Raw genomic sequence first — 20,501 nt, 5'->3', positions numbered from 1 at the left:
AGGAACAATGGAACACAAGGGCTCGCTCGCCGTCGCGGCGGACCTGGCCGCGACGGCCGCGCTGCTGCAGATCGGCGCCGAGATCGGCGCGGATCAACTGCTGGACTCGGGCGCCACCTTCAGCGCCGCGGACCTGGCGAAGCTGACCGATCTTCCGCTGGAGAACGTCACCGACTACCTGGCGGCGCTGCTGGCCGCCGGCCTGGTGGTGGGCACCGAGATCCCGAACCGGTTCCAGCCGGCCGAGGACTACCCGGACCAGCGGTACGCGGCCGGCTACGTCTCCTGGTCGATGACCGCCAACGGACCGTTCCTGGGCCACGCGCGGGAGTTCCTGACCGACCCGGAAGCGGCCGGCCGGGTGCACCGGCGGGACGGGCGGCGGGTCGCGCTCAGTTCCCGGTGGATCGGCGAGCAGGCGTTCTATCCGGCGATCGTCGACCGGGTCGTCTCGTCCGGGGCACGCCGGGTGACCGACCTCGGCGCCGGCGCCGGCGGGCTGCTCATCCGGCTGCTGCGGCAGGACCCGGCCCGCACCGGGGTGGCGCTGGACATCAGCGGGCGTGCCTGCGAGGCGGCCCGGGAGGCGGCCGTCGCCGCCGGAGTGCAGGACCGGCTGCGGGTGGTCGAGCGTCCGGTCGAGTCTCTCGTGCAGGACCCCGGACCGGTCCAGGGCGCCGACGCCGTCCTGGCCTGCTTCGTCCTGCACGACGTGCTGGCCGATCCGGCGGTGGCCCGGTCCGTGCTGGGCACCTGCCGCGCCGCGCTGGCACCGGGCGGCTTCCTGGCGGTGGCCGACGCGGTCTCCTACGCGCCGGGACCCGAGCGGAGGTTCAGCGCGCTCTTCAGCTACCTGCACGCCACCTTCATGGACGTGCACCTGCCGACCGAGCGGGACTGGCTGGACACGTTCGCCGACGCCGGCTTCGCGAAGACCGAGTGCGTGCCGCTGCGCGTGCCCGGCGGCCGGCTCTTCGTGGCCACCCGATGACCGCCCCGGCGGCGCTGCACCGGGAGCTGGCGCGCGAACTCTGGCGGGCGGGCCGGACCCGCCGGCCGGTGCCCCCGGTGTCCAAGCGGCACCCGGACCTCGACCTCGCGGACGCGTACGCCATCCAGACCGAACTGCGCGGGCTGGACCTGGCCGCCGGCGCCGTCCTGACCGGACTCAAGATCGGTGCGACCAGCGAGGCCATCCAGTCGATGTTCGGCATCGACCACCCGGACTTCGGCTACCTGACCGACCGGATGGTGCACGACGACGGCGTGGAACTGGACCTGGACCGGTTCATCTCGCCGAAGGTCGAGGGCGAGATCGCGTTCCGGTTCGCCGAGGATCTCGCCGGGCCGCGGGTCACCGCCGGCGACGTGCTGGACGCCACCGCGCAGGTCCTGCCGGCGCTGGAGGTGCTGGACAGCCGGATCCAGGACTGGCGCATCGGACTGGTGGACACCGTCGCCGACAACGCCTCGTCGGCGCTGGCCGTGGTCGGTGCCGGCGTCCCGCCGGGCGCGACGGACCTCGCGGCCGAAACGATGCGGCTGCACACCGGCCGGCACCGGGTCGCCGGCGACGGCCGCGCCGTGCTGGGCCACCCGGCCGAGTCGGTGGCCTGCCTGGTCCGCATCCTGGCCGGCTTCGGCACCGGGATCAGCGCCGGGCAACTGGTGCTCTCCGGATCCCTCGCCGCGGCCGTGGACCTGCTGCCGGGCGACACGGTACGGGCCAGCTTCGGCACCCTGGGCACCGTGTCGCTGACCACCACCCCTGCTCGCGGCGGGGTGGCGGCGTTGCGCTAGACAGGAGCCCCACGGATCTCCTGGAACGGCGGTGCCGCATGACCCTCTTCGCGCTGACCTGGCTGGTCGGTGCCGTACTGCTGGTCGCCGCCGGTTTCCTCGCGGTCCTGCTGCCCCGGCTGCGGGTCCGCGACGGTGACCGGCGGGTCGCCTGGTCCGGTGCGCGGGCGGCGATCGAGAGCGCCACGGTCAGCCGGGACGCCGCCGGTGCACCGCTGCCGGAGGCCGACCGGCTGCTGGCCCGCGCCGAACTGCTCGCGGCGGCCCGCGGCGGGGCGGACGCGGCCCGGACGGCGGCCGGCTACGCCCGCCGCGCCGACGAGCTGTGGCGGAGCGGATCGTGACCGGCGGCCGACAGTTCGCGACCGGCGTGGCCGGCTACGCCCGCCGGGTTCCCGCCGGCCTGCTGCGCTGGGCGCTGCTCGGCGCGGCGGTGCTGGTGCTCGTCGTCTTCCTGCTGGCGCAGCGGCAGAGCGTGCGGGTCAGCTACGGCAACTCGCCGACCCGGGCGACCCTGACCGAGGGCTCGGCGGGGGAGCTGGGCGACGCCGACGTGCCGAGCACCGAGGAGATGACCTCGCTCGTCGCCGCCGACCCGGTGGTCCGGCTTCCCGGCGCCGTGGCGCGCTGGGACGAGCAGCGGGTCCGGGCGGCCATCGGGACGCGGGACATCCGGATCCTGGTCGCCCCGCCGGGGCTGGACGAGGCGGAGCGCAAGCGGGTGAAGGCGGTGGAGAACGCCGCCATCCGGATCATCGGCACCGAGACCAGTGGCGGCATGTACATCGCCAGCCCCGACGACCTGCCGGGCTGGCGGGCCGAGTTCGCCACCGGCGACGTGACCAGCCAGATCCTCACCCTCATCGCAGCCCAGCACGACGAACCGATGCCCGCGGACCGCGACGACCTGCGCTGGCGGGAGCCGACCGGCGCCGAACTGGCCCCGGTGCTCGCCGCGCTGCGCGCCGACGGGCGGTACGTGGCCCCCGGCGCGACGCTGAGCCAGCTGCCGGAGAAGGCCGCCGGCACCGCGTTCCGCACCCCCGCCTGGTACGTCGTGCTGCCCGCCCAGCCGTACGGCACACCGCTTTCGGCGTACGGGCCGGCACTGAACCGCGTGGCACCGGACCAGCCGCTGGTGATCATGTACGGCGGCTGGGTCGAGTACCACGGGCCGGGCGCCGCGGACTTCGCCGAGGTGGCCGGGTCGAGCTTCTACGCGCAGTTCGGTTCCCGGCTGCGCCGGTACGCGTACCCGCAGGAGAACGTGCTCGGCGCCTACCTGGGCCGGGTCACCGAGGTGCGGTACACGGGGCTGTTCGACCGGCCGCTGCCGTACCGGCCGTTCGACCCGCTGCGGGTGGCGCTGCCGGCGCTGCCGTGGATCTTCGCGGCCTGTGTGGCCGGGTTCGTGGCGCTGTCGATCCGCACCGTGCGCGGCGCGGGCCGCTTCGGCCTTCCGGGCGGCCGTGGCTTGCCGGCCCGGCTCGCCGGGCTCTCGGCGCTGGCCGTGGAGCTGTCCCTGCTCACCGACGCCCGCGGCAATCCGGCGCTGGTGCGCGCCATCGGCCGGCTCCGGGCGGCCCGCGAGGCGCTGGACGCCGGCCTGCCTCCGCTGCACGTCCGCGGGCTGCTGGCGGACGCCACGGGCGAACTGGACGAGGTGGCCGAACTGGTGCGGATGCCCGGCTACCGACCCGACGTCTACCTGCGGGGGAGGCTGGCGTGACCGGTGCGCCGCGACGAATGCTCGGCCGCCTCGTCGGCACCCCCTTCGGCCGGGCCGTGCTGGCCTGCCTGGCGCTGGCCGGCTGGGCGCTCTGGTCCGCGGGCGTCCTGGACGGCCCGGTCGCCCGGCAGGTGCGCTCCTCGTCGGTGTACGCGGCGCCCGGGGTGGACCTGGACGTGCCCGCCGCGCAGCGGGTGATCGGCAACCGCCGGCTGGTGGTGCTGATGATGGCCCCCGACGCCGACCTGCGCGACGCCTGCCACCGGGTCGACCGGGCCGCCAGCGGCACCCTGGTGCTGGCGATGAGCCGGGCGGAGGACGACTGGGACACCTACGGCTGCGCGAAGTTCGCCGGCGGCGGCGCCAAGAACTTCGGCCGGGCCGTGGTGGCGGAGAGCACGATCGCCCGCGGCGCGGACAACTTCGTCGACCGGCCGCTGGAGGCGCTGAAGGTCGTCGTGCTCAACTACGACCTGCTGGTCCGGGCGGGGACCGTGCCGGACGGTGCGCGTACCGTCAGCCCGTCGCTGCCCCGCTACCTGCTGGCCGCGGGTGCGGTCGCCGGGGTGGTGACCGGGGCGGTGCTGCTGTGGCTCGGCGGGCGGCGTGCCGCCCGGCTGACCGACCAGCGGCGGGTCCGGCGCGCCGCGTACGCCGACGAGCGGGCCACGCTCGGTGCCGCCACGGCCGTCCTCGCCCAACAGATCATCGACCTGGACCGGAGCCATTTGTGGCGGGACGGGGCCAAGGGCAGGCGGGCGTTCCAGCGGCTGGCCGGGGACTACACCGCGCTGCTGGACCGGGTGACCGAGCTGGACCCCGCCGATCCGGCCGCGCTGCGCCGGCTGGGGGAGCGGGTCGAGCGGCTGAGCCGGCGCGCCCACGAACTCGCCGGCACCGCCGCCGGGACGGGCGCCGCCGGGACCGACACCGCCGGCGCGGGGACCGACCCGGCCGCCGGCACCGGCGACGGCGGCGACCGCCGGGTCCGAACCGGACGGTGACCCCGCCGATCGCGGCGGTCTCAGTCCACGTTCGGCGGTGCGGTCCGGGCCGCCTCGGCCAGCTCCGCGGCGGCGACCGAGTACGGGTTGTCGGTGTAGGTGCGCGACAGCGCGCCCGGGATGGTGAAGTACTCGGCGGACAGCTTCGCCGGATCGGTGGCCAGCTCCCCGCGGCCGGGCAGGTCGTCGCGGTCGTCCCAGCCCCAGGGCGCGTTTGCCGAGTTGGTCGAGCAGCTCCAGGTGCCGACGCCGCAGTCGCCGGAGGTGTCCCCGGCGAAGGTGCCGAGGCTGGCGAACAGGTCGGCGTTGGCGCGCTGCGCCCAGAGGCCGTCCGGGGCGAAGATGTCGATCAGCCGGTACCGCACGTCGCGGTCGTCGGCGTGCTCCGGCGTCTCGGCCACGGTGGACGGGTAGTAGACCAGGCCGTCGCCGATGATCCTGTATTGCGGGTACGCCTTCAGGCCGTGCCCCTTGGCCTCCTGCGCGGTGACCGGGTGGGTGAAGGCGTCGTGCGGGGAGGACTGGAACTGCAACGTCCCGTCCACGGTCTCCCGGCCGGTGGTCCAGGTGCTGCCGGTCGGCGTGTAGGAGTAGAAGTCGGTGTGCGCGACGGTGACCGCCGCGCGCAGCACCCCGTACGTTGATCCGTCCCGTTCGACGGCGAACAGCGCCCCTCGGCGTCGTTCTCGTGCTCGGTCTCGAAGAACGGGTGGTCGACCCAGTCCCGGGGATGGAAGAACAGGTACGTGAGGTACCAGTGGGTGCTGGTCTCGACGACCGAGTAGTACACGTGCGCCGCGAAGGAGACGCCGGCCTGGCCCGCGTGGTCCCAGTTGTCGCGGCCGACGAGGTTCCCGTCGTAGTCGACCCGGGTCAGGTAGTCCGACCGGCCGGCGAGCGCGTGCGCGCCGGTCACGTCGACGTCCTGGTAGTGGATGGGCGCCCAGCGCAGGGCGAGGTCGGCGTGGCTGACCGCGGCCTGCGCGGTGCCCGGTGCGACAAGCGTGGCGCCGGCCAGCACGATCGCCGCGCCCGCCGCGGCCAGCCGCCGCGCCAGCCTGCTGCTCGCGTTCCGCATGCCCTGCCCCTTCGTCAGCTCCAGATCGACCGCGCCCACTCCGGGTGGTCGACGAACGGGTTGCGGTTGCCCTGCCAACGCTCGTAGATCCGCTGGTTGCGGCGCTGCTCGAAGGCGTCCGGCGGGTCGAGGTCGTTCCAGGCCAGCAGCTTGCTGAGCCGGCCGATCCGGGGCGCGCTGCCGTTGCTCACCGCGTCGTTGGGCTCCAGGTCCGGCCAGCCGTCGTCGCCCTCGTAGCGGATCGCCATGTAGAAGATCATGCGGGCCACGTCGCCCTTCACCGCGTCCCGCGGCTCGAACGAGTCGGCGTCGGTGTAGCAGCCGGGCGCCTCGGCCACGGCGCTGCCGCCGGAGTCGAAGTCCTTGTTGCCGCGCTGGGAGTTGACCGAGACGTCCGTCGGGCGCAGGTGGTGCACGTCGGTGCCGGGACCGGTGGCGGTGCCGAAGTCGCCGTGCGACTTGGCCCAGACGTGCTCGCGGTTCCAGTCGTCGGCCCCGCCGCCGTTGCTCGTCTTGCTCTGCGAGCGTCCGGTGTAGAGCAGGATCACGTTCGCGGAGTTGGCCGGGTCCTGGTCGGTGTCCCTCAGCGCGTCCCACACCCCGTCGTAGCTGAGCGTGGTCTGCACCTTGATGATGGTGTGCAGCGAGGAGCGCAGCGCCGGGCCGGTCCTGCCGACGGCGTTCTTGTAGTACGTCGCGTCGTACGGCCCGCTGCCCGCCGTGCCGCTGGGGGTGGGAGTGGGCGTCGGGGTACCGCCGCCGCCGAGGCTGAGGGCGGTCGGGCTCTTCAACCCGCCGTGGCTGAAGTAGGCGGTGAGGGTGCCCGTGGCGGTGACCGCCCGCCCGCGCAGGGACGGGTTGGTCAGCAGCCCGAAGCTGCTCCGCCAGGCGGCGGTCACCTGCACGTAGAGCATCCGGCCGGTGCTGGTCTCGGCGGCCGCGTCGGCGATGGCGATCGCCGTGTCGGCGGTGAAGTTGGACGTGAGCACCGTGTTCGTGGCGGTCGGCTGGCCGATCACGTACCCGGTGACGGTGGCGGTGCGGCCGTCCTGGGCCGCCAGCGCCTGCGCCACGGTGAGTGTGGTCGCGGCCGAGGCCCTGGTCACCGTCACCGGGGTCACGACGGTGACGGCCAGCGTGAGTGCCGCGATCAGCCGCCCGGGTCGCGAGCGGGCGATGCTCCTCATATCCATGGTGGACGATGGTATGTGGCACTTACCGCCGGGAGAAAGGTCGGGCGGGTAAATTCCCGCCGTACATGGATCTCAGTCATTGTCCTGTCCCTGGTGAAGATCTACGTTGGTACTCGCCCGCGCGGTGGCGCGGCCTGCGCCGACCCCCGGCGGCGCAGCGAGATCCCGCCCGACCCCGCAGCGCAGCAACGAGGAGCCCGCCGTGCACCGTCCGTACCGCAGCCGGATCCTCGGCACCGTGCCGCCGCCCCGGAAACCCGCCGTCCACACCGGAGTGCTGACCGCACGCCGGTGGCGCGGCGCCATCCGGGCGGTCGCCGTGGTGACGGCCGGCGTCGTGCTGCTCGCCGGCACCGGCGTACCGGCCTCGGCCTCGGCCCAGGCCCAGGCGGCGCAGGCCCGGGTGCAGGCGGCACCGGCACCGGCGTCCCGGCCGGACGGCCGCCCGGCCCCCGCCGAACCAGCCAAGTCCGCCGAACCAGCCAAGTCCGCCGAACCCGCGAAGCCCGCCGAGCCCGCCCGGCCGGAGCCGGAGACCGGGCTGTACCTGCTCCGGCTGGACAAGCCGTCGGTGGTGGCCGGCGGGACCGGCCCGCGCGGCCGCGGCGGCCGGGTCGACCTGCGCTCCGCGGCCAGCCTGGAGCGGGCCGGGCAGGTGCAGCGCCAGCAGCGGACGGTGCTCGACGAGATCACGGCCGTCCTGGGCCGGCAGGTACGGGTGGCGCACACCTACCGCAACGTGGTCAACGGGCTGGCGGTCGCGGTCGACGCGCAGGAGGCCGCCGCCCTCGCCGGGCTGCCGGGCGTCAGCGCGGTGGTACCGGACCAGACGCTCACCCTGGAGACCGACACCAGCAACGGGCTGATCCGCTCACCCGCGGTCTGGGCCGGCGAGACCGCCGGGCAGGTGGCCACCCGGGGCGAGGGCGTGATCGTCGGCGTGCTGGACACCGGGATCAACCCGGGACATCCGTCGTTCGCGGCGGTCGACGGCGACGGCTACCGGCACACCAACCCGTACGGCGCCGGCAACTACGTCGGGGTCTGCGCCCCGAACCACCCGCAGCACCTGGCGATCTGCAACGACAAGCTGATCGGCGCCTGGGCGATGATCGGCACCGACCCCGGGACGACAACGGCCACGGCAGCCACACCGCCTCGACGGCGGCCGGCAACCGGCACCCGGCGACCATCACGGTCGGCACCGACCAGCACACCCTCACCATCTCCGGGGTCGCCCCGCACGCCAACATCATCGCCTACAAGGTGTGCCTGAGCATCGGCTGCTACTCCTCGGCCACCGTCGCCGCGGTGGACCAGGCGATCGCCGACGGGGTGGACGTGCTCAACTACTCGATCTCCGGGTCCGACGACCCGTGGAACGACATCGTCGACCAGGCGTTCCTGGAGGCGTACTCGGCCGGCATCTTCATCTCCGCCTCCGCCGGCAACGACGGGCCGGACGCGAGCACGGTGGCCAAGACCGCCCCCTGGAACATGTCGGTCGCCTCGGTCAACCACGAGCGCGTGGTGGCGCACCGCCTCGACGTCACGGCGCCGACCCCGGTCCCGGCCGTCCTCACCGGCATCGCCGCGGTGCTCGGCGAGGGATCGCCCATCCCGCCCATCGAGGGCGAGCTGCGGTACGCCGGCACCGTCGCGCCGGGCAACGACACCGGCTGCGCCGCCTTCCCGGCCGAGGCGTTCCGCGGCACCGTGGCGCTGATCCGCCGCGGCGACTGCAACTTCTCGGTCAAGGTGGCCAACGCCGCCACCGCCGGGGCCACCGGGGCGGTGGTGTACAACCAGTTCGCCGGCCCGCCCATCACGATGGGCGCGCTCACCGGCAGCGCCATCCCGGCCGTCATGGTCAGCCTCGACGACGGGGTACGGCTGCGCGAGCACCTGGCCGGCACCGGCGGACCGGTGCGGGTGCACGTGGGCGCCGGCAGCGAGGTGGTGCGCAACCCCGACTGGAACGACGGGGTGTCCGACTTCAGCTCCCGCGGCCCGAGCCGGTTCGACATGCTCGCCCCGACCGTCGCGGCGCCGGGCCGCAACATCCTGGCCGCCACGATGGCCAGCGGCGACGACCCGGTGCAGTACGCCTTCATGCAGGGCACCTCGATGGCCTCGCCGCACGTGGCCGGCGCCGGGGCGCTGCTGGCGGCCCTGCACCCGGACTGGTCGCCCACCCGGATCCGCTCGGCGCTGGCGGTCACCGCCGACCGCGACGGGGTACGCAAGGAGGACGGCGTCACCGCGGCCGACCCGTTCGACGTCGGCTCCGGGCGGATCAACCTGGAGCAGGCCGCCAACACCGGCCTGGTGCTGGACGAGAGCGCCGCCGACTTCGCCGCGGCCGACCCGAGGACCGGCGGCGAACCGCAGACACTGAACCTGCCGGCCGTGGTCGAACACCACTGCCTGAAGATCTGCACCTTCACCCGTACCGTGTCCAGCGTGGCCGGGGTGGCCGCGACCTGGCAGGTCGCGACGACGGCCGCGGCCGGGGCACGGATCTCGGCCAGCCCGGACCGGTTCACCCTGGCCCCCGGCGCCAGCCAGGCGCTGACCATCACCCTGGACGTCACCGGTACGCCGCGCCGCGACTGGCTGTTCGGCTCGGTCGAGCTGACCACCGACGCCCGACACGCCGCCGGTGGACCGCCGATCGCCGCGGCGCACCTCCCGGTGGCCGTGCTGCCCGCCGCCCCGGACCTGACCGTCGACCCGACGACCCTGAGCAGCAGCCTGGACGTCGCGCAGACCGAGCGGCACACCGTCACGGTGGGCAACGCCGGCGGTGCGCCGCTGACCTGGCGGGCCACCGGGGAGGGCACCGGATGCTCCTGGCCGAGCTGGGCGAAGGTGGTCCCGGCGCAGGGTGAGCTGGACCCGTTCACCGACCGGGACATCGAGATCACCCTCGACTCCACCGGGCTGGACGACGGCGGCGAGTTCACCGCCGACCTCTGCCTGGCCAGCAACGACCCGGACAATCCGGCGCAGCGGATCTCGCTCGAACTGACCGTGGTGCCGGTACCGCGGATCGAGGTGACGCCCGGCGCCGTCTCGTCCCGGCAGCCGGCCGGGCTGGTCACCCGGCAGCAGGTGACCGTGCACAACGCCGGGTACGGCGTGCTGGACTGGCGGCTCGACGACCCGGACGCCGGCCCCTCCGACGAGCGGGTCGCCCTGCTGCGCGAGGGCGTGCTGCTGATCCCCAACTCCTCCAGCGCCAACCGCGGGGTGATGGCCTTCGACCCGCAGACGGGTGACCTGATCGACCCGCAGTTCATCCCGCACGTGGCCTTCAACCCGGCCAGCACCCTCTACACGCCGTTCAACATCGTGGCCAAGCCGGACGGGACCGGATTCCTCATGTCCGACCAGGTGCAGTCGGTGGTCACCGAGTACGCCCTGGACGGCCGGTTCCGCCGGGTCTTCGCCCCGAAGAGCGGCGTCGCCGACAAGACGCTGATGTCCAACACCCGGGGGATGGCGGTCTCCCCGAGCGGCACCGTCCTGGTGACGGTGGCCGCGCAGGACAACGCCAACTCGGTGCTTGAGTTCGACGCCGACGGCAGCTACCTGGGGCCGTTCATCGCTCCCGGCGCCGACGACCTGAAGGGACCGTGGGGGATCCTGTTCCGCGACGACGACGTGCTCGTCTCGGCCAGCGACAGCGACGCCATCCACAGCTTCAGCCGGGACGGCTCGCACGCCAACGCCCGCTTCCTCAGCGGGATCAGCTGGCCCGGACAGATGGAGGAACTGCCCAACGGCAACGTGCTGGCCGCCAACTGGGGCAGCGGGGGCGTGGCCGGGGTGTGGGAGATGACCGCCGAGGGCGAGCTGGTCGGCACCTACGCTCCCAGCGGCGGCTCCGGCTACCAGGGCGTGCACCAGCTCGGCAACGGCAACATCCTGGTCACCAGCTCGCGCGGGGTCGAGGAGATCGACCGGACCGGCAAGCTGGTGTCGGTGAAGAGCAACAACGGCCAGGCCCGGTACGTCACGCACGTCCAGCTCCCAGACGTCCAGCCCTGCGTCACCCCCGACGAGGTGCCGTGGCTGTCGGTCGACCGCGCGTCGGCCGGCACCGGCGCCGGTGGCTCCAGCGCGGTGACGATCTCGCTGGACAGCACCGGGCTGGCGGCCGGTACGTACCGGGCGCAGCTCTGTGTCACGAGCGACGACCCGGCCGACCCGCTGGTGACCCTGCCGGTGTCGCTGCGGGTCACCGGGCAGACCTGCGACCAGGTGCTGACCGGCGGGCACGGCGGGCCGCTGTCGGTGCGTACCGGCACGGTCTGCCTGGCGCCGGGGGCGCAGGTGTCCGGGCCGGTGAGCGTGAGCAACGGTGCCGGGATCGTCGCGCTCGACGCGCACGTCGACGGCCCGCTGACCGGTGCCGGGGCCGCGGTCGTGGACCTGGCCGGCGGCCGGATCTCCGGCCCGGTGTCGATCACCGGCGCCACCGCGGCGGTCTCGATCAGCGGGGTGACGGTGGCCGGTCCGGTCAGCCTGGTCGGCAACCGCACCGGCGCGGTGCCGATCGTGCTGGCCGGGAACGTGATCAACGGGCCGTTGCAGTGTGTCGACAACCGGCCGCCGCCGGTCGACGACGGCGCCGCCAACCGGGTGAGCGGCCCGAAGACCGGCCAGTGCGCCGGGCTCTGAGGCCCGGCGCCCTCGCCGGCGCCCTCGCCGGCCCTGCCGGCGACCTTGTCGGCGGCGCCGCCGGCGCCCTCAGCAGGCCTGTTGCGGGCCGGTGTAGTGCACCCCGACCTTGCCGACCACGGTGAGGTCGGTCAGTGCGGTGTTCGCCGAGCGGCTGACGTAGCACGAGTAGCGGTGCTGGTTGATCACCTCCAGGTGGATGTGCGCCCCGGTGTCCCCGTTCACCTGGTAGCAGGTGGACCAGCGGAACCGGCCCGTCTCGCCCAGCTTCGTCCAGGGGCCGACGGTGGCGCCGACGACGATTCCGGACGGCTTGTTGTTGACGTGCATGACGTCGGCCCGCGCGATGATGTCGCCGGTGTTGGTGTCGCGGGCCTCCAGCCCGATCCGGTATCCGCCGTCGGCCAGGTTGCCGGTCGCGCATCCGGGCCGGACGGTCACCACGTACACGGAGATCGCGTGCCCGGCGGCGCTCCTGGTGCCGAACGGGGAGACCACGGTCGCGCCGGGGGTGCGGTAGATGTCGACGGCCCAGTCGTTGACGTACCCCCAGTTCGAGAAGACCCGGTGGTGGGTGGCCGGGCCGGAGAGCCCGAACCGGTCCCAGGTGGACGCGCCCTGGATCGGCGGGTAGACGCTTATCGGGTCGGCGACGGCGTGTGCCTGCCCGGCGGTCGCGGGTACCAGTGCCGCCGCGGCGGCCAGCGCCACGACGGCGAGTCGAGCGCACATCCTGCTGATTCTCATCGCGTCTCCCGGGGGTGTCGTCGGGTCCGGCCCGTGCCGTACGGCCGTACCTTGATCATGAAGGGGAGTGACAACTCTAGATGGGATCGTCGGCCCGCGGCGCTCCCCTGATCGGGGACGTCGGGCATCGATCCGCGCGGATCGCCGGGCCGGGACAACCGCCCGCCCGGCCGGCCGACCCCGGCCGCCGGTGCCGCCCCGGGTGTTGCCTGTCGGCGTTCTCGCTGGTCAAATGGGCTCGCCCGGGCAACCGACCGGCCGGAATGGAGGACGACCCATGCGACGCTATGTCGTCATCGGTGGCGGCATCGTGGGGCTGGCGGTCGCCCACGAGATCCTGCGCACGCGCACGGACGCCCACGTCACCGTGCTGGAGAAGGAGGATCGACTGGCCGCCCACCAGACCGGACACAACTCCGGGGTGCTGCACGCCGGCGTCTACTACCAGCCGGGCAGCCTCAAGGCGCGGCTGTGCCGTTCCGGCGCGGCGGCCATGGTCAGCTTCTGCCGCAGCCACGGCATCCCCGTCGAGATCACCGGGAAGCTGATCGTGGCGGCGTCGCAGGACGAACTGCCGCGGCTGGCCGCGCTGCACGAGCGGGCGCAGGCCAACGGCCTCACGGTGCGCCTGCTGGAGCCGGCGCAGGCACGCGAGATCGAACCGGAGGTGTCCTGCCGGCAGGCGATGCACGTGCAGAGTACGGGCATCGTCGACTACGGGGAGGTCAGCCGGGTGCTCGGCCGGCTGGTCCGGGAGGCCGGCGGCGAGATCCGGCTGGGCACCCGGGTGACCGGCGTGCGCGGCGGGGCGGTGACGACGGTCGAGACGACCGGCGATGCGCTGCCGGCCGACGTGCTCGTCAACTGCGCGGGCCTGCACGCGGATCGGATCGCCCGGCTGGCCGGGGTGCGCACCGGGGTGCGGATCGTGCCGTTCCGGGGGGAGTACTACGAACTGCGTCCGGACCGGCGGCACCTGGTCCGCGGCCTGATCTACCCGGTGCCGGACCCGCGCTTCCCGTTCCTCGGCGTACACCTGACGAAGATGATCGACAAGTCGGTCCACCTCGGGCCGAACGCGGTGCTGGCGCTGGCCCGCGAGGGGTACCGCTGGGGGCGGATCAACCCGCGGGACGTGGCCGAGTCGGCCTCGTTCCCGGGCCTGTGGCACCTGGCCCGCCGGCACCTCGGCTACGCCTGGTCCGAGGTGGCGCGGTCGTTGTCGCGCGCCCGGTTCGCCGCGGCCGTGGCCCGGCTGGTGCCGGCGGTCACGCCGGCGGACCTGGTACGCGCCGGCGCCGGGGTCCGGGCGCAGGCGATCACCCGGGACGGCCGGCTGGTGGACGACTTCCTCATCGAGCGGCTGCCGGGCCAGGTGCACGTGCTGAACGCGCCCTCGCCGGCGGCGACCTCATCGCTGGAGATCGCCCGGCACATCGTCGCCGAACTGTAGGCCGGCCCTCACCCGGGCTGGCCGGCCCGGTCGGACCCGGGCCGGCCGCTCGGGTCCGATCCGGGCTGGCCGCTCGGGTCCGATCCGGGCTGGCGGTCGGGTTCTATCCGGGCTGGCCGCTCGGGTCCGATCCGGGCTGGCCGGTCGGGGTCAGCCACGGTGGCAGGTCCTGGTAGGCCACCGGCCGCAGGAAGCGCTCGATGGCCATCGTGCCGACCGAGGTGCTGCGCCCGTCGGAGGTGGCCGGAAACGGTCCGCCGTGCACGGTGGCCCGGTTCACCTCGACGCCGGTCGGCCAGCCGTTGACCAGGATCCGGCCGGCCCGGCGTTCGAGCCGGGGCAGCAGCGCCGCGGCGAGGTCCCGGTCGGCGGGATCGGCGTGCATGGTGGCGGTGAGCTGCCCGTCGAGGGCGTGGGCGAGTTCCGGCAGGGTCTCCGGCCGGTCCGCCACGACCAGCAGCGAGGCGGCGCCGAAGACCTCGTCGCGCAGGCGCGGTTCGGCCAGGAACCGGGCGGCAGTGGTCTCGTACATCGCCGCGGCGCCCTCCTGGGCTGCGGCGGCGGGGCGGCCCTGGGCGAGGGTGCGGACGGCGCCGGTCGCCTGCCAGTGCCGCAGCCCGGTCCGGTACGCCTCGGCGATGCCGGCGGTGAGCATGGTCTGCGCCGGTTGGTCGGCCAACCGCTGCGCCACGGCCGCGCGGAACTCGTCCAGCCCCGGCCCGGCCACCGCGATGAGCAGGCCGGGATTGGTGCAGAACTGCCCGGCGCCGGAGGTCAGCGAGGCCAGGAAGCCGGCCGCGATCTCGTGCGGCCGTGCCGCCAGCCGGGCCGGGAGCAGGAACACCGGGTTCGTGCTGGACATCTCGGCAAAGACCGGGATCGGCACCGGCCGGCGTTGGGCGATCGCGGTCAGCGCGAGCCCGCCGGCCCGGGAGCCGGTGAACGCCACGGCCGCGACGTGCGGGTCGGCCACCAGGCGTTCGCCGGTCTCGTTGCCCCGGCCGTAGACGAGCGAGAAGACGCCCGCCGGCATGCCGGTCGCGCGGGCCGCGGCGGCCACGCAGGCCGCGGTGGCCTCGCTGGTGCGTGGATGGGCGGGGTGGGCCTTGACCACGACCGGGCAGCCGGCGGCCAGCGCGGCGGCGGTGTCCCCGCCGGCGACCGAGAAGGCGAGCGGGAAGTTGGACGCACCGAACACCGCGACCGTGCCGATCGGGATGCGTCGCGACCGCAGGTCCGGTCGGGGCGCCGGTTGCCGGTCGGGCTGGCCCGGCTCGTGCCGGAGGTCCAGGTGTGACCCGTCGTTCAGCGCGGCCGCGAACATCCGTAGCTGGCCGGTGGTGCGGGCGTGTTCGCTGCGCGCCCGGGACTCCGGCAGCGCGGTCTCGGCGACCACCAGGTGCACGATCTGCTCCCGGTGGGTGTCCAGGTTGTCGGCGATCGCGGCGAGGAAGCGGGCACGTCCCGGCGCGCCGCGGTACGCGTCGAAGGCGTCGTCGGCGAGCCGGCACGCCTCGTCGGTCAGCGCGCCGTCGTCGAGCCCGTACTCGGGTCCCGCCGGGCGGCCCGACGCGGGCTCGACGCTGCGCTGCGTCCCGCCGCGGCCGTACCGCCGCGCGCCGCCGATGAACGAGTGGCCGGTGAGGGGGATGGCCACGAGACCTCCTTCAGTTGGCGTTCAGTGGTGCGGCCGGCACCCGGTTACCAAGCTGTGACCAGCGCTTTGTCTGATCGGTGCCCGGATGGCCGGCTGGTTCATCAAACCGATTCATACGGTTGGTGCCTGGCTCTGTACAACCCGAGGTCGACCGTACTATAACAGTGCTCGTGGCACGTCAAACCGTACTAGTTCAGCTGCCGGGCGGCGGCGCGGTCGAGCTTTCCCTGGACCGCGAGTCCGAGGTCGCGCTGCACGTGCAGCTCTTCGAGCAGATCAAGCACTTCATCGGCACCAACCGGCTGCCGCAGGGCCACGAGCTGCCGTCGGTGCGTACGCTCGCCCGACACCTGGGGGTCTCCACGGTCACCGTGGGCCGGGCGATCGAGGCGTTGCGGGACCGCGGGCTGGTGGAGACCGTCGCCGGCAAGGGCGTCTACGTCGTCGACTTCGCCCGCGCCTCCGACGGGCGTACCGGCGAGGAACGGCTCCAGGACTTCGCGGCCCTGGTGGTGAGCCAGGCGCTCACGGTCGGTCTCGACCCCGCGCTGGTGGCCGCGGCGATCAACGGCCTGATCCGGTCGGGCCGGCGCCGCCGCGACCCGCGGCGCATCGTCGTGATCGACGAGTTCGACTCGGTGGACGTGGAGGTCGACAGCCTCCGGCGCAGCCTGGCCGGGGAGGGCATCGACGTCGCCGGCATCAAGCTCGGGGAGATCGAGGCCAACGCGGAGCTGATCGACCGGGCGGGCACGATCATCGCGGCGCCGCACTGCTACGGCCTGGTCCGGCAGCGGCTGGAACACCGGATCGGCGACATCGTCGGGCTCACCCTCAACCTCGACCCCGAGGTGGCGGCCGACCTGCGGGCGCTGCCGCCGGACACCCGGGTGCTGCTGGTGGCCACCGTGCCCGCCTTCATCGGCTGGATGTCGTACGCGGTCAGCAGTCTGAGCCTGCTCGACCAGACGCCCGAGGCGGTCTCCATGACCAACCGGCGGGCGCTGGCCGGGTCGCTGTCCGGCGCCGACGTGGTGGTCTACGGCAGCGGCTGCCGCCGCGACCTGCCCGGGCTGATCCCGGACGGGGTGCGCGGCGTCGAGCTGCGGCACGTGGTGGACGGCGACTCGCTGGAGTCGCTCCGGTCCCGGCTCAAGGCCCTGCTGCTCGCCGAAGAGGACGGCGAGCCGGCATGAGGGTGCTCCGGTACCTGCTGCGGCGGGTGGTCCAACTCGTCCCGGCCATGCTGGCCATCGTCGTCATCGAGTTCACGCTGATCCACCTGGCGCCCGGCGACGTGGCCCGGATCATGGCCGGCGACAACCAGGACCCGGAGTACATCGCCTCGGTGCGGGAACAGCTCGGGCTGGACCAGCCGTTGCCCCGGCAGTTCCTCACCTACTTCCTCGGCCTGCTCCGCGGCGACCTCGGCGAGTCCTCGACCTACGGGCAGCCGGTCACGACCGTCATCGGCCAGCGGCTGTGGCCCACGGTGCTGCTGCTGGGCACCAGCCTCGTCCTCGCCGCGGTGCTGGGCACCGTCGTGGGCACCTGGCTCAGCCGCCGCCTGGGCTCCACCGTCGACACGGTGGTCAGCCTGGCCGCAGTCGGCTCGTACTCGATCCCGGTGTTCTGGTTCAGCCTGCTGCTGATCCTGGTCTTCGGCGTGTGGCTGCACGCGCTGCCCACCTCGGGGATGATCAGCCCCGGCGGGCAACCCGGCGGCTGGAGCGCCGCCGGCGACATCGCGGCGCACATGGTGCTGCCGGTGGCCGCCCTATCGTCGGTCTATCTCGGCCAGTACCTGCGGCTGTCCCGGACCACGGTGCACGACACGCTCCAGGAGGACTACGTCAAGGCCGCGCGGGCGGCCGGCTTCAGCGAGCGCACCATCATGTTCCGGTTCGCGCTGCGCAACGCCCTGCTGCCGATCGTCACGGTGTTCGGGCTGCACATGGGGCTGGTGCTGGCCGGGGCCGTGCTCACCGAGACCGTCTTCTCCTGGCCCGGCCTGGGATCGCTGCTGTACCAGGCCATCCTGGCCCGCGACATTCCGCTGGTGACCGGCACGTACTTCATCGTCGGGCTCACCGTCCTGGTCGCCACCGTGCTGACCGACCTGTGCTACTCGTGGCTCGATCCGAGGGTGGAATACCGATGACCGACGCTGTCCGTACCGCCGGGGGACCCGCCCCGGGCCGCGCCGGCCCCGGCGCGCGCCGCCGCCGCGTCCAGGCGTTCCTCCGCGGCTACGCCGACTACCGGCCCGGGGTTGTCGCGAGCGCGGTGCTGGCCCTCGTGGTGCTGCTCGCGGTGATCCGCCCGGTGCTGGGGCTGAGCGACCCGACGGCCTTCAGCCGCGACATCCTGGTCGCGCCGGGCTCGGCGCACCTGCTCGGCACCGACCACTTCGGTCGCGACCTGCTCAGCCGGACCCTGGCCGGCGCGCAGACCGCGCTGTACGTCGCGGTGTTCTCGGCCGCGCTGTCGCTCGTGCTCGGGGTGCTGCTGGGCAGCCTGGCCGGGCACTTCGGCGGGTGGGTGGACGACCTGCTGAGCCGGATCTTCGACGTGTTCATCCTCATCCCGGCGTTCTTCCTGCTGGTGCTGGTGGTCGCGCTGTTCGGCTCCAGCATCTGGCTGGTCATCCTGGTCATCGGCCTGACCAGCTGGCCCAGCTCGGCCCGGATCATGCGCTCCCAGGTGCTGACCTACCGCACCCGGGGCTTCGTGGAGGCCGCCCGGGCGGTGGGGGCCGGCCCGGTCCGGCTGCTGGCCCGGCACATCGTGCCCAACGGCATCGGGCCGGTGATCACCAACACCACCATCCTGATGGGGCAGGCGATCCTCACCGAGGCCGGGCTGAGCTTCCTCGGGTTGAGCGACCCCAACACGATCAGCTGGGGCCGGATGGTCTTCGAGGGCCAGGCGTACCTCGCCTCCAGCGTCTGGATGAGCCTCGTCCCGGGCGTCGCGCTGCTGCTGACCGTGAGCTGCCTGAACATCGCCGGGGACGGGCTCACCCTCGCCTTCGCCCCCGGCGGCACCGGCCGGATCCGGAGGGTCACGCCATGACCGCGCTGCTGGAGATCGACAACCTCGGCGTCAGCTACCGCCTGCGCACCGGCCACCTGCACGCCGTCACCGACGTCTCGCTGCGGCTGGACGCGGGGGAGGCGCTCGGCATCGTGGGCGAGTCCGGGTGCGGCAAGACGACGGTGGTGCAGGCCGTGATGCGGCTGCTGCCGGGCAACGCGGCGACGACGCCCGCGTCCCGGGTACGGCTGGCCGGCCGCGAACTGACCACGCTGCCCGAGGAGACGTTCCGCCGGGAGATCCGCTGGAAGCAGCTCTCGATGGTCTTCCAGAGCGCGATGAACTCGCTGAACCCGGTGGCCACCGTCGGCCGGCTGCTCACCCGGGTGGTGCGGCTGCACTCGCCCGGGGTGTCCCGGGCCGCCGCCATGGACCGGGCCGTCGCGCTGCTGGCCAGGGTGGGCCTCGAAGCGCAGGTGGCCGGCCGCTACCCGCACGAACTCAGCGGCGGCATGCGGCAGCGGGTGGTCATCGCGATGAGCCTCGTGGCCACCCCGGCCGTGGTCATCGCCGACGAGGCCACCACCGCGCTCGACGTCGTGGTGCAGGCGCAGATCCTGGCGGAGCTGACCGCGCTGCAACGCCAGCGCGGCCTGTCGATGCTGGTCGTCTCGCACGACATCGACGTCATCGCGCACGTCTGCGACCGGATCGCGGTCATGTACGCCGGCGAGGTCGTCGAATCGGGTCCGACGGCGCAGGTCCTGCACGCGCCCCGGCACCCCTACACCGCGGCCCTGCTGGGCTCGCTGCCGCGGCTGACCGGGCCGCGGCACCGGCTGGCCACCCTGCCGGGCGGCCCACCCGAGCTGACCACCCTGCCGCCGGGCTGCCGGTTCGCGGCGCGCTGCCCGATCGCCGCCCCGGCCTGCGTGGCGGCACCACCACCGCAGACCACGGCGTCGGGCCAGCGCGGCGCCCGCTGCCACTTCGCCGGCGATCCGCGGATCGCCAACGTGCTTGCCGGACAGCGGCCATGACGACACCGGCTCCGCTCGTGCTGGAGGGGCACGACCTGGTCAAGGAGTACGTCTCGCGGGGCGGCGGCCTGGGCCTGTTCGGGGTGGGCCGGCGTACCCACCGCGCCGTCGACCACGTCGACCTGCAACTGCGTGCCGGCGAGTCGGTCGCCGTGGTCGGCGAGTCCGGCGCCGGCAAGACGACCGTGGGCCGGATGCTGGCCCGGCTGGAGGATCCCACCTCCGGGCGGGTACTGCTGCGGGGCGACGACGTCACCGCGGCGCACGGCCGGCGGCTGCGCGGCTTCCGGCGCCAGGTCCAGATCGTCTTCCAGAACCCGTACGAGTCGCTGGACCCGCGGCACAGCATCCAGGCCGCGGTCCGGGAGCCGCTGGACATCAACGGCGTCGGCGACCAGGCCGAGCGGCGAGACCTGGTGCTGGAGGCGCTGGAGGTGGTCGGCCTGCGCCCGGCCGCCCGTTTCGTCGACAGCCTGCCGGCCGAGATCAGCGGGGGGCAGCGGCAGCGGGTGGCGATCGCCCGTGCCCTGGTGTTGCAGCCGAGCGTCCTCATCGCCGACGAGCCGGTGTCCATGCTGGACGCGTCCATCCGGTCCAGCGTGCTCAACCTGCTCGCCGACCTGCGGGCCGAACTCGGCCTGGCCGTCGTCTTCGTCACGCACGACCTGGCGATCGCCCGGTTCATGTCGGAGCGGCTGATCGTGATGTACGCCGGCCAGGTCGTCGAGCAGGGGCCGACGGACGAGGTGATCGGCCGGCCCGCGCACCCCTACACCCGGCTGCTGCTGTCGGCCTCGGCCGGGCGGGAGGTCGACACCCCCGCCGCCACCCCGGACGCCGACCGGGCCGCCACCCCGGACGCCGACCGGGCCGCCACCCCGGACGCCGATCGCGCCGCCGACCCGGCCGCCGGCTCGACCCGTACCGGCTGCCGGTTCGCCGCCCGCTGCCCGTTCGCCGCCCCCGAATGTCGCGCCGGGGACGTCGCGCTCGTCCCGGTCGCGGCCGGCCACCAGGCCCGGTGCCTGTTCACCGAGCGGGTGCGCCAGGCTCCACCACCGGTCACCTGACCCGCCCA

General features: G+C 74.0%; 18 protein-coding genes and 1 pseudogene. 14 read left to right on the top strand and 5 right to left on the bottom strand.

All coding sequences use genetic code 11. The features are described 5' to 3' along the window. Nucleotides 1-7: 7 nt before the first annotated feature. From CIK06_RS17415 to CIK06_RS17395, 5 genes are read left to right on the top strand one after another with little or no spacing between them, the layout of a single operon-like run. Nucleotides 8-991 carry a class I SAM-dependent methyltransferase gene (locus tag CIK06_RS17415; RefSeq protein ID WP_095565721.1) on the top strand — a complete coding sequence of 328 codons (984 nt, stop codon included), beginning with the start codon at nt 8-10 and terminating at the stop codon, nt 989-991. After that, on the top strand, nt 988-1,800 hold the full coding sequence (locus CIK06_RS17410) for a 2-keto-4-pentenoate hydratase (protein ID WP_095565720.1): 813 nt from the start codon (nt 988-990) through the stop codon (nt 1,798-1,800). The genes CIK06_RS17415 and CIK06_RS17410 overlap by 4 nt, the downstream gene beginning before the upstream one ends. A gap of 38 nt (nt 1,801-1,838) precedes the next feature. Beyond that, a complete protein-coding gene (locus tag CIK06_RS17405; RefSeq protein ID WP_095565719.1) occupies nt 1,839-2,144 on the top strand; it encodes a DUF6403 family protein in 306 nt (101 codons plus the stop codon). Further along, the gene (locus CIK06_RS17400; RefSeq protein ID WP_232533689.1) at nt 2,141-3,529 is read left to right on the top strand and encodes a hypothetical protein; all 1,389 of its coding nucleotides are present in this window, start codon (nt 2,141-2,143) and stop codon (nt 3,527-3,529) included. The genes CIK06_RS17405 and CIK06_RS17400 overlap by 4 nt, the downstream gene beginning before the upstream one ends. Beyond that, nucleotides 3,526-4,533: a hypothetical protein gene (locus CIK06_RS17395; RefSeq protein ID WP_232533688.1), complete on the top strand. Its 1,008-nt coding sequence runs from the start codon at nt 3,526-3,528 to the stop codon at nt 4,531-4,533. Before CIK06_RS17400 ends, CIK06_RS17395 begins: the two co-directional genes overlap by 4 nt. Nucleotides 4,534-4,553: 20 nt before the next feature. Here the strand turns inward: CIK06_RS17395 and CIK06_RS31230 are convergent, their stop codons facing one another. The 3 genes from CIK06_RS31230 to CIK06_RS17385 are packed head-to-tail and all read right to left on the bottom strand — an operon-like array spanning nt 4,554 to nt 6,804. Then, entirely contained in the window at nt 4,554-5,066 is a 513-nt protein-coding gene (locus CIK06_RS31230) for a hypothetical protein (protein ID WP_232533687.1), read from the bottom strand. Further along, nucleotides 4,991-5,611, bottom strand: coding sequence for a hypothetical protein (locus CIK06_RS31225; protein ID WP_232533686.1), 621 nt, complete (start codon nt 5,609-5,611; stop codon nt 4,991-4,993). The genes CIK06_RS31230 and CIK06_RS31225 overlap by 76 nt, the downstream gene beginning before the upstream one ends. A gap of 14 nt (nt 5,612-5,625) precedes the next feature. After that, nucleotides 5,626-6,804, bottom strand: coding sequence for an endonuclease (locus tag CIK06_RS17385; protein WP_095565718.1), 1,179 nt, complete (start codon nt 6,802-6,804; stop codon nt 5,626-5,628). Between the two features lie 124 nt (nt 6,805-6,928). Here CIK06_RS17385 and CIK06_RS32510 point away from each other — a divergent pair, with 124 nt between their 5' ends. The 3 genes and pseudogenes from CIK06_RS32510 to CIK06_RS31210 all read left to right on the top strand — a co-directional run bounded on the left by CIK06_RS32510 (nt 6,929) and on the right by CIK06_RS31210 (nt 11,490). Beyond that, on the top strand, nt 6,929-8,080 hold the full coding sequence (locus CIK06_RS32510) for a S8 family serine peptidase (protein WP_369916222.1): 1,152 nt from the start codon (nt 6,929-6,931) through the stop codon (nt 8,078-8,080). Then, nucleotides 7,969-8,985 (top strand): annotated as a pseudogene (locus CIK06_RS31215) (S8 family serine peptidase); the annotation flags it as partial. The gene CIK06_RS32510 and the pseudogene CIK06_RS31215, both read left to right, overlap by 112 nt. 147 nt (nt 8,986-9,132) lie before the next feature. Next, the gene (locus CIK06_RS31210) at nt 9,133-11,490 is read left to right on the top strand and encodes a hypothetical protein (protein ID WP_232534321.1); all 2,358 of its coding nucleotides are present in this window, start codon (nt 9,133-9,135) and stop codon (nt 11,488-11,490) included. Between the two features lie 69 nt (nt 11,491-11,559). On the opposite strand, the gene CIK06_RS17375 is transcribed toward CIK06_RS31210, so the two are convergent. Then, nucleotides 11,560-12,237: a hypothetical protein gene (locus CIK06_RS17375; protein ID WP_198347911.1), complete on the bottom strand. Its 678-nt coding sequence runs from the start codon at nt 12,235-12,237 to the stop codon at nt 11,560-11,562. A gap of 277 nt (nt 12,238-12,514) precedes the next feature. On the opposite strand from CIK06_RS17375, the gene lhgO reads away from it, so the two are divergent. After that, the gene (gene lhgO / locus CIK06_RS17370; RefSeq protein ID WP_095565715.1) at nt 12,515-13,690 is read left to right on the top strand and encodes an L-2-hydroxyglutarate oxidase; all 1,176 of its coding nucleotides are present in this window, start codon (nt 12,515-12,517) and stop codon (nt 13,688-13,690) included. A gap of 103 nt (nt 13,691-13,793) precedes the next feature. On the opposite strand, the gene CIK06_RS17365 is transcribed toward lhgO, so the two are convergent. After that, entirely contained in the window at nt 13,794-15,347 is a 1,554-nt protein-coding gene (locus CIK06_RS17365; RefSeq protein WP_095565714.1) for an aldehyde dehydrogenase (NADP(+)), read from the bottom strand. A 170-nt stretch (nt 15,348-15,517) separates the two neighbouring features. Between CIK06_RS17365 and CIK06_RS17360 the strand changes: the two genes are divergently transcribed. Genes CIK06_RS17360 through CIK06_RS17340 form a run of 5 tightly spaced genes read left to right on the top strand, consistent with a single transcriptional unit; the run spans nt 15,518 to nt 20,493 of the window. After that, nucleotides 15,518-16,543 carry a GntR family transcriptional regulator gene (locus tag CIK06_RS17360; protein WP_157756814.1) on the top strand — a complete coding sequence of 342 codons (1,026 nt, stop codon included), beginning with the start codon at nt 15,518-15,520 and terminating at the stop codon, nt 16,541-16,543. Further along, the gene (locus tag CIK06_RS17355; protein ID WP_095565712.1) at nt 16,540-17,508 is read left to right on the top strand and encodes an ABC transporter permease; all 969 of its coding nucleotides are present in this window, start codon (nt 16,540-16,542) and stop codon (nt 17,506-17,508) included. Before CIK06_RS17360 ends, CIK06_RS17355 begins: the two co-directional genes overlap by 4 nt. Then, nucleotides 17,505-18,422 carry an ABC transporter permease gene (locus CIK06_RS17350; protein ID WP_095565711.1) on the top strand — a complete coding sequence of 306 codons (918 nt, stop codon included), beginning with the start codon at nt 17,505-17,507 and terminating at the stop codon, nt 18,420-18,422. The genes CIK06_RS17355 and CIK06_RS17350 overlap by 4 nt, the downstream gene beginning before the upstream one ends. Next, nucleotides 18,419-19,423, top strand: coding sequence for an ABC transporter ATP-binding protein (locus CIK06_RS17345; RefSeq protein ID WP_095565710.1), 1,005 nt, complete (start codon nt 18,419-18,421; stop codon nt 19,421-19,423). The genes CIK06_RS17350 and CIK06_RS17345 overlap by 4 nt, the downstream gene beginning before the upstream one ends. Next, nucleotides 19,420-20,493, top strand: a complete 1,074-nt coding sequence (locus tag CIK06_RS17340; RefSeq protein ID WP_095565709.1) for an ATP-binding cassette domain-containing protein — start codon at nt 19,420-19,422, stop codon at nt 20,491-20,493. Before CIK06_RS17345 ends, CIK06_RS17340 begins: the two co-directional genes overlap by 4 nt. Nucleotides 20,494-20,501 lie beyond the last annotated feature (8 nt).

This window comes from Plantactinospora sp. KBS50, from assembly GCF_002285795.1.
In the GTDB taxonomy this organism is placed as follows: Bacteria; Actinomycetota; Actinomycetes; order Mycobacteriales; family Micromonosporaceae; genus KBS50.
This window is presented reverse-complemented; position numbering and strand designations above follow the sequence as displayed.

Bases quoted from the DNA above. Each gene is read 5' to 3' on its own strand.
- CIK06_RS31225 (WP_232533686.1), bottom strand. From the start codon at position 5,611: ATGCGGAACGCGAGCAGCAGGCTGGCGCGGCGGCTGGCCGCGGCGGGC.
- lhgO (WP_095565715.1), top strand. From the start codon at position 12,515: ATGCGACGCTATGTCGTCATCGGTGGCGGCATCGTGGGGCTGGCGGTC.
- CIK06_RS17345 (WP_095565710.1), top strand. From the start codon at position 18,419: ATGACCGCGCTGCTGGAGATCGACAACCTCGGCGTCAGCTACCGCCTG.
- CIK06_RS17385 (WP_095565718.1), bottom strand. From the start codon at position 6,804: ATGGATATGAGGAGCATCGCCCGCTCGCGACCCGGGCGGCTGATCGCG.
- CIK06_RS17355 (WP_095565712.1), top strand. From the start codon at position 16,540: ATGAGGGTGCTCCGGTACCTGCTGCGGCGGGTGGTCCAACTCGTCCCG.
- CIK06_RS17350 (WP_095565711.1), top strand. From the start codon at position 17,505: ATGACCGACGCTGTCCGTACCGCCGGGGGACCCGCCCCGGGCCGCGCC.
- CIK06_RS17405 (WP_095565719.1), top strand. From the start codon at position 1,839: ATGACCCTCTTCGCGCTGACCTGGCTGGTCGGTGCCGTACTGCTGGTC.
- CIK06_RS17410 (WP_095565720.1), top strand. From the start codon at position 988: ATGACCGCCCCGGCGGCGCTGCACCGGGAGCTGGCGCGCGAACTCTGG.
- CIK06_RS17375 (WP_198347911.1), bottom strand. From the start codon at position 12,237: ATGAGAATCAGCAGGATGTGCGCTCGACTCGCCGTCGTGGCGCTGGCC.
- CIK06_RS17415 (WP_095565721.1), top strand. From the start codon at position 8: ATGGAACACAAGGGCTCGCTCGCCGTCGCGGCGGACCTGGCCGCGACG.
- CIK06_RS17340 (WP_095565709.1), top strand. From the start codon at position 19,420: ATGACGACACCGGCTCCGCTCGTGCTGGAGGGGCACGACCTGGTCAAG.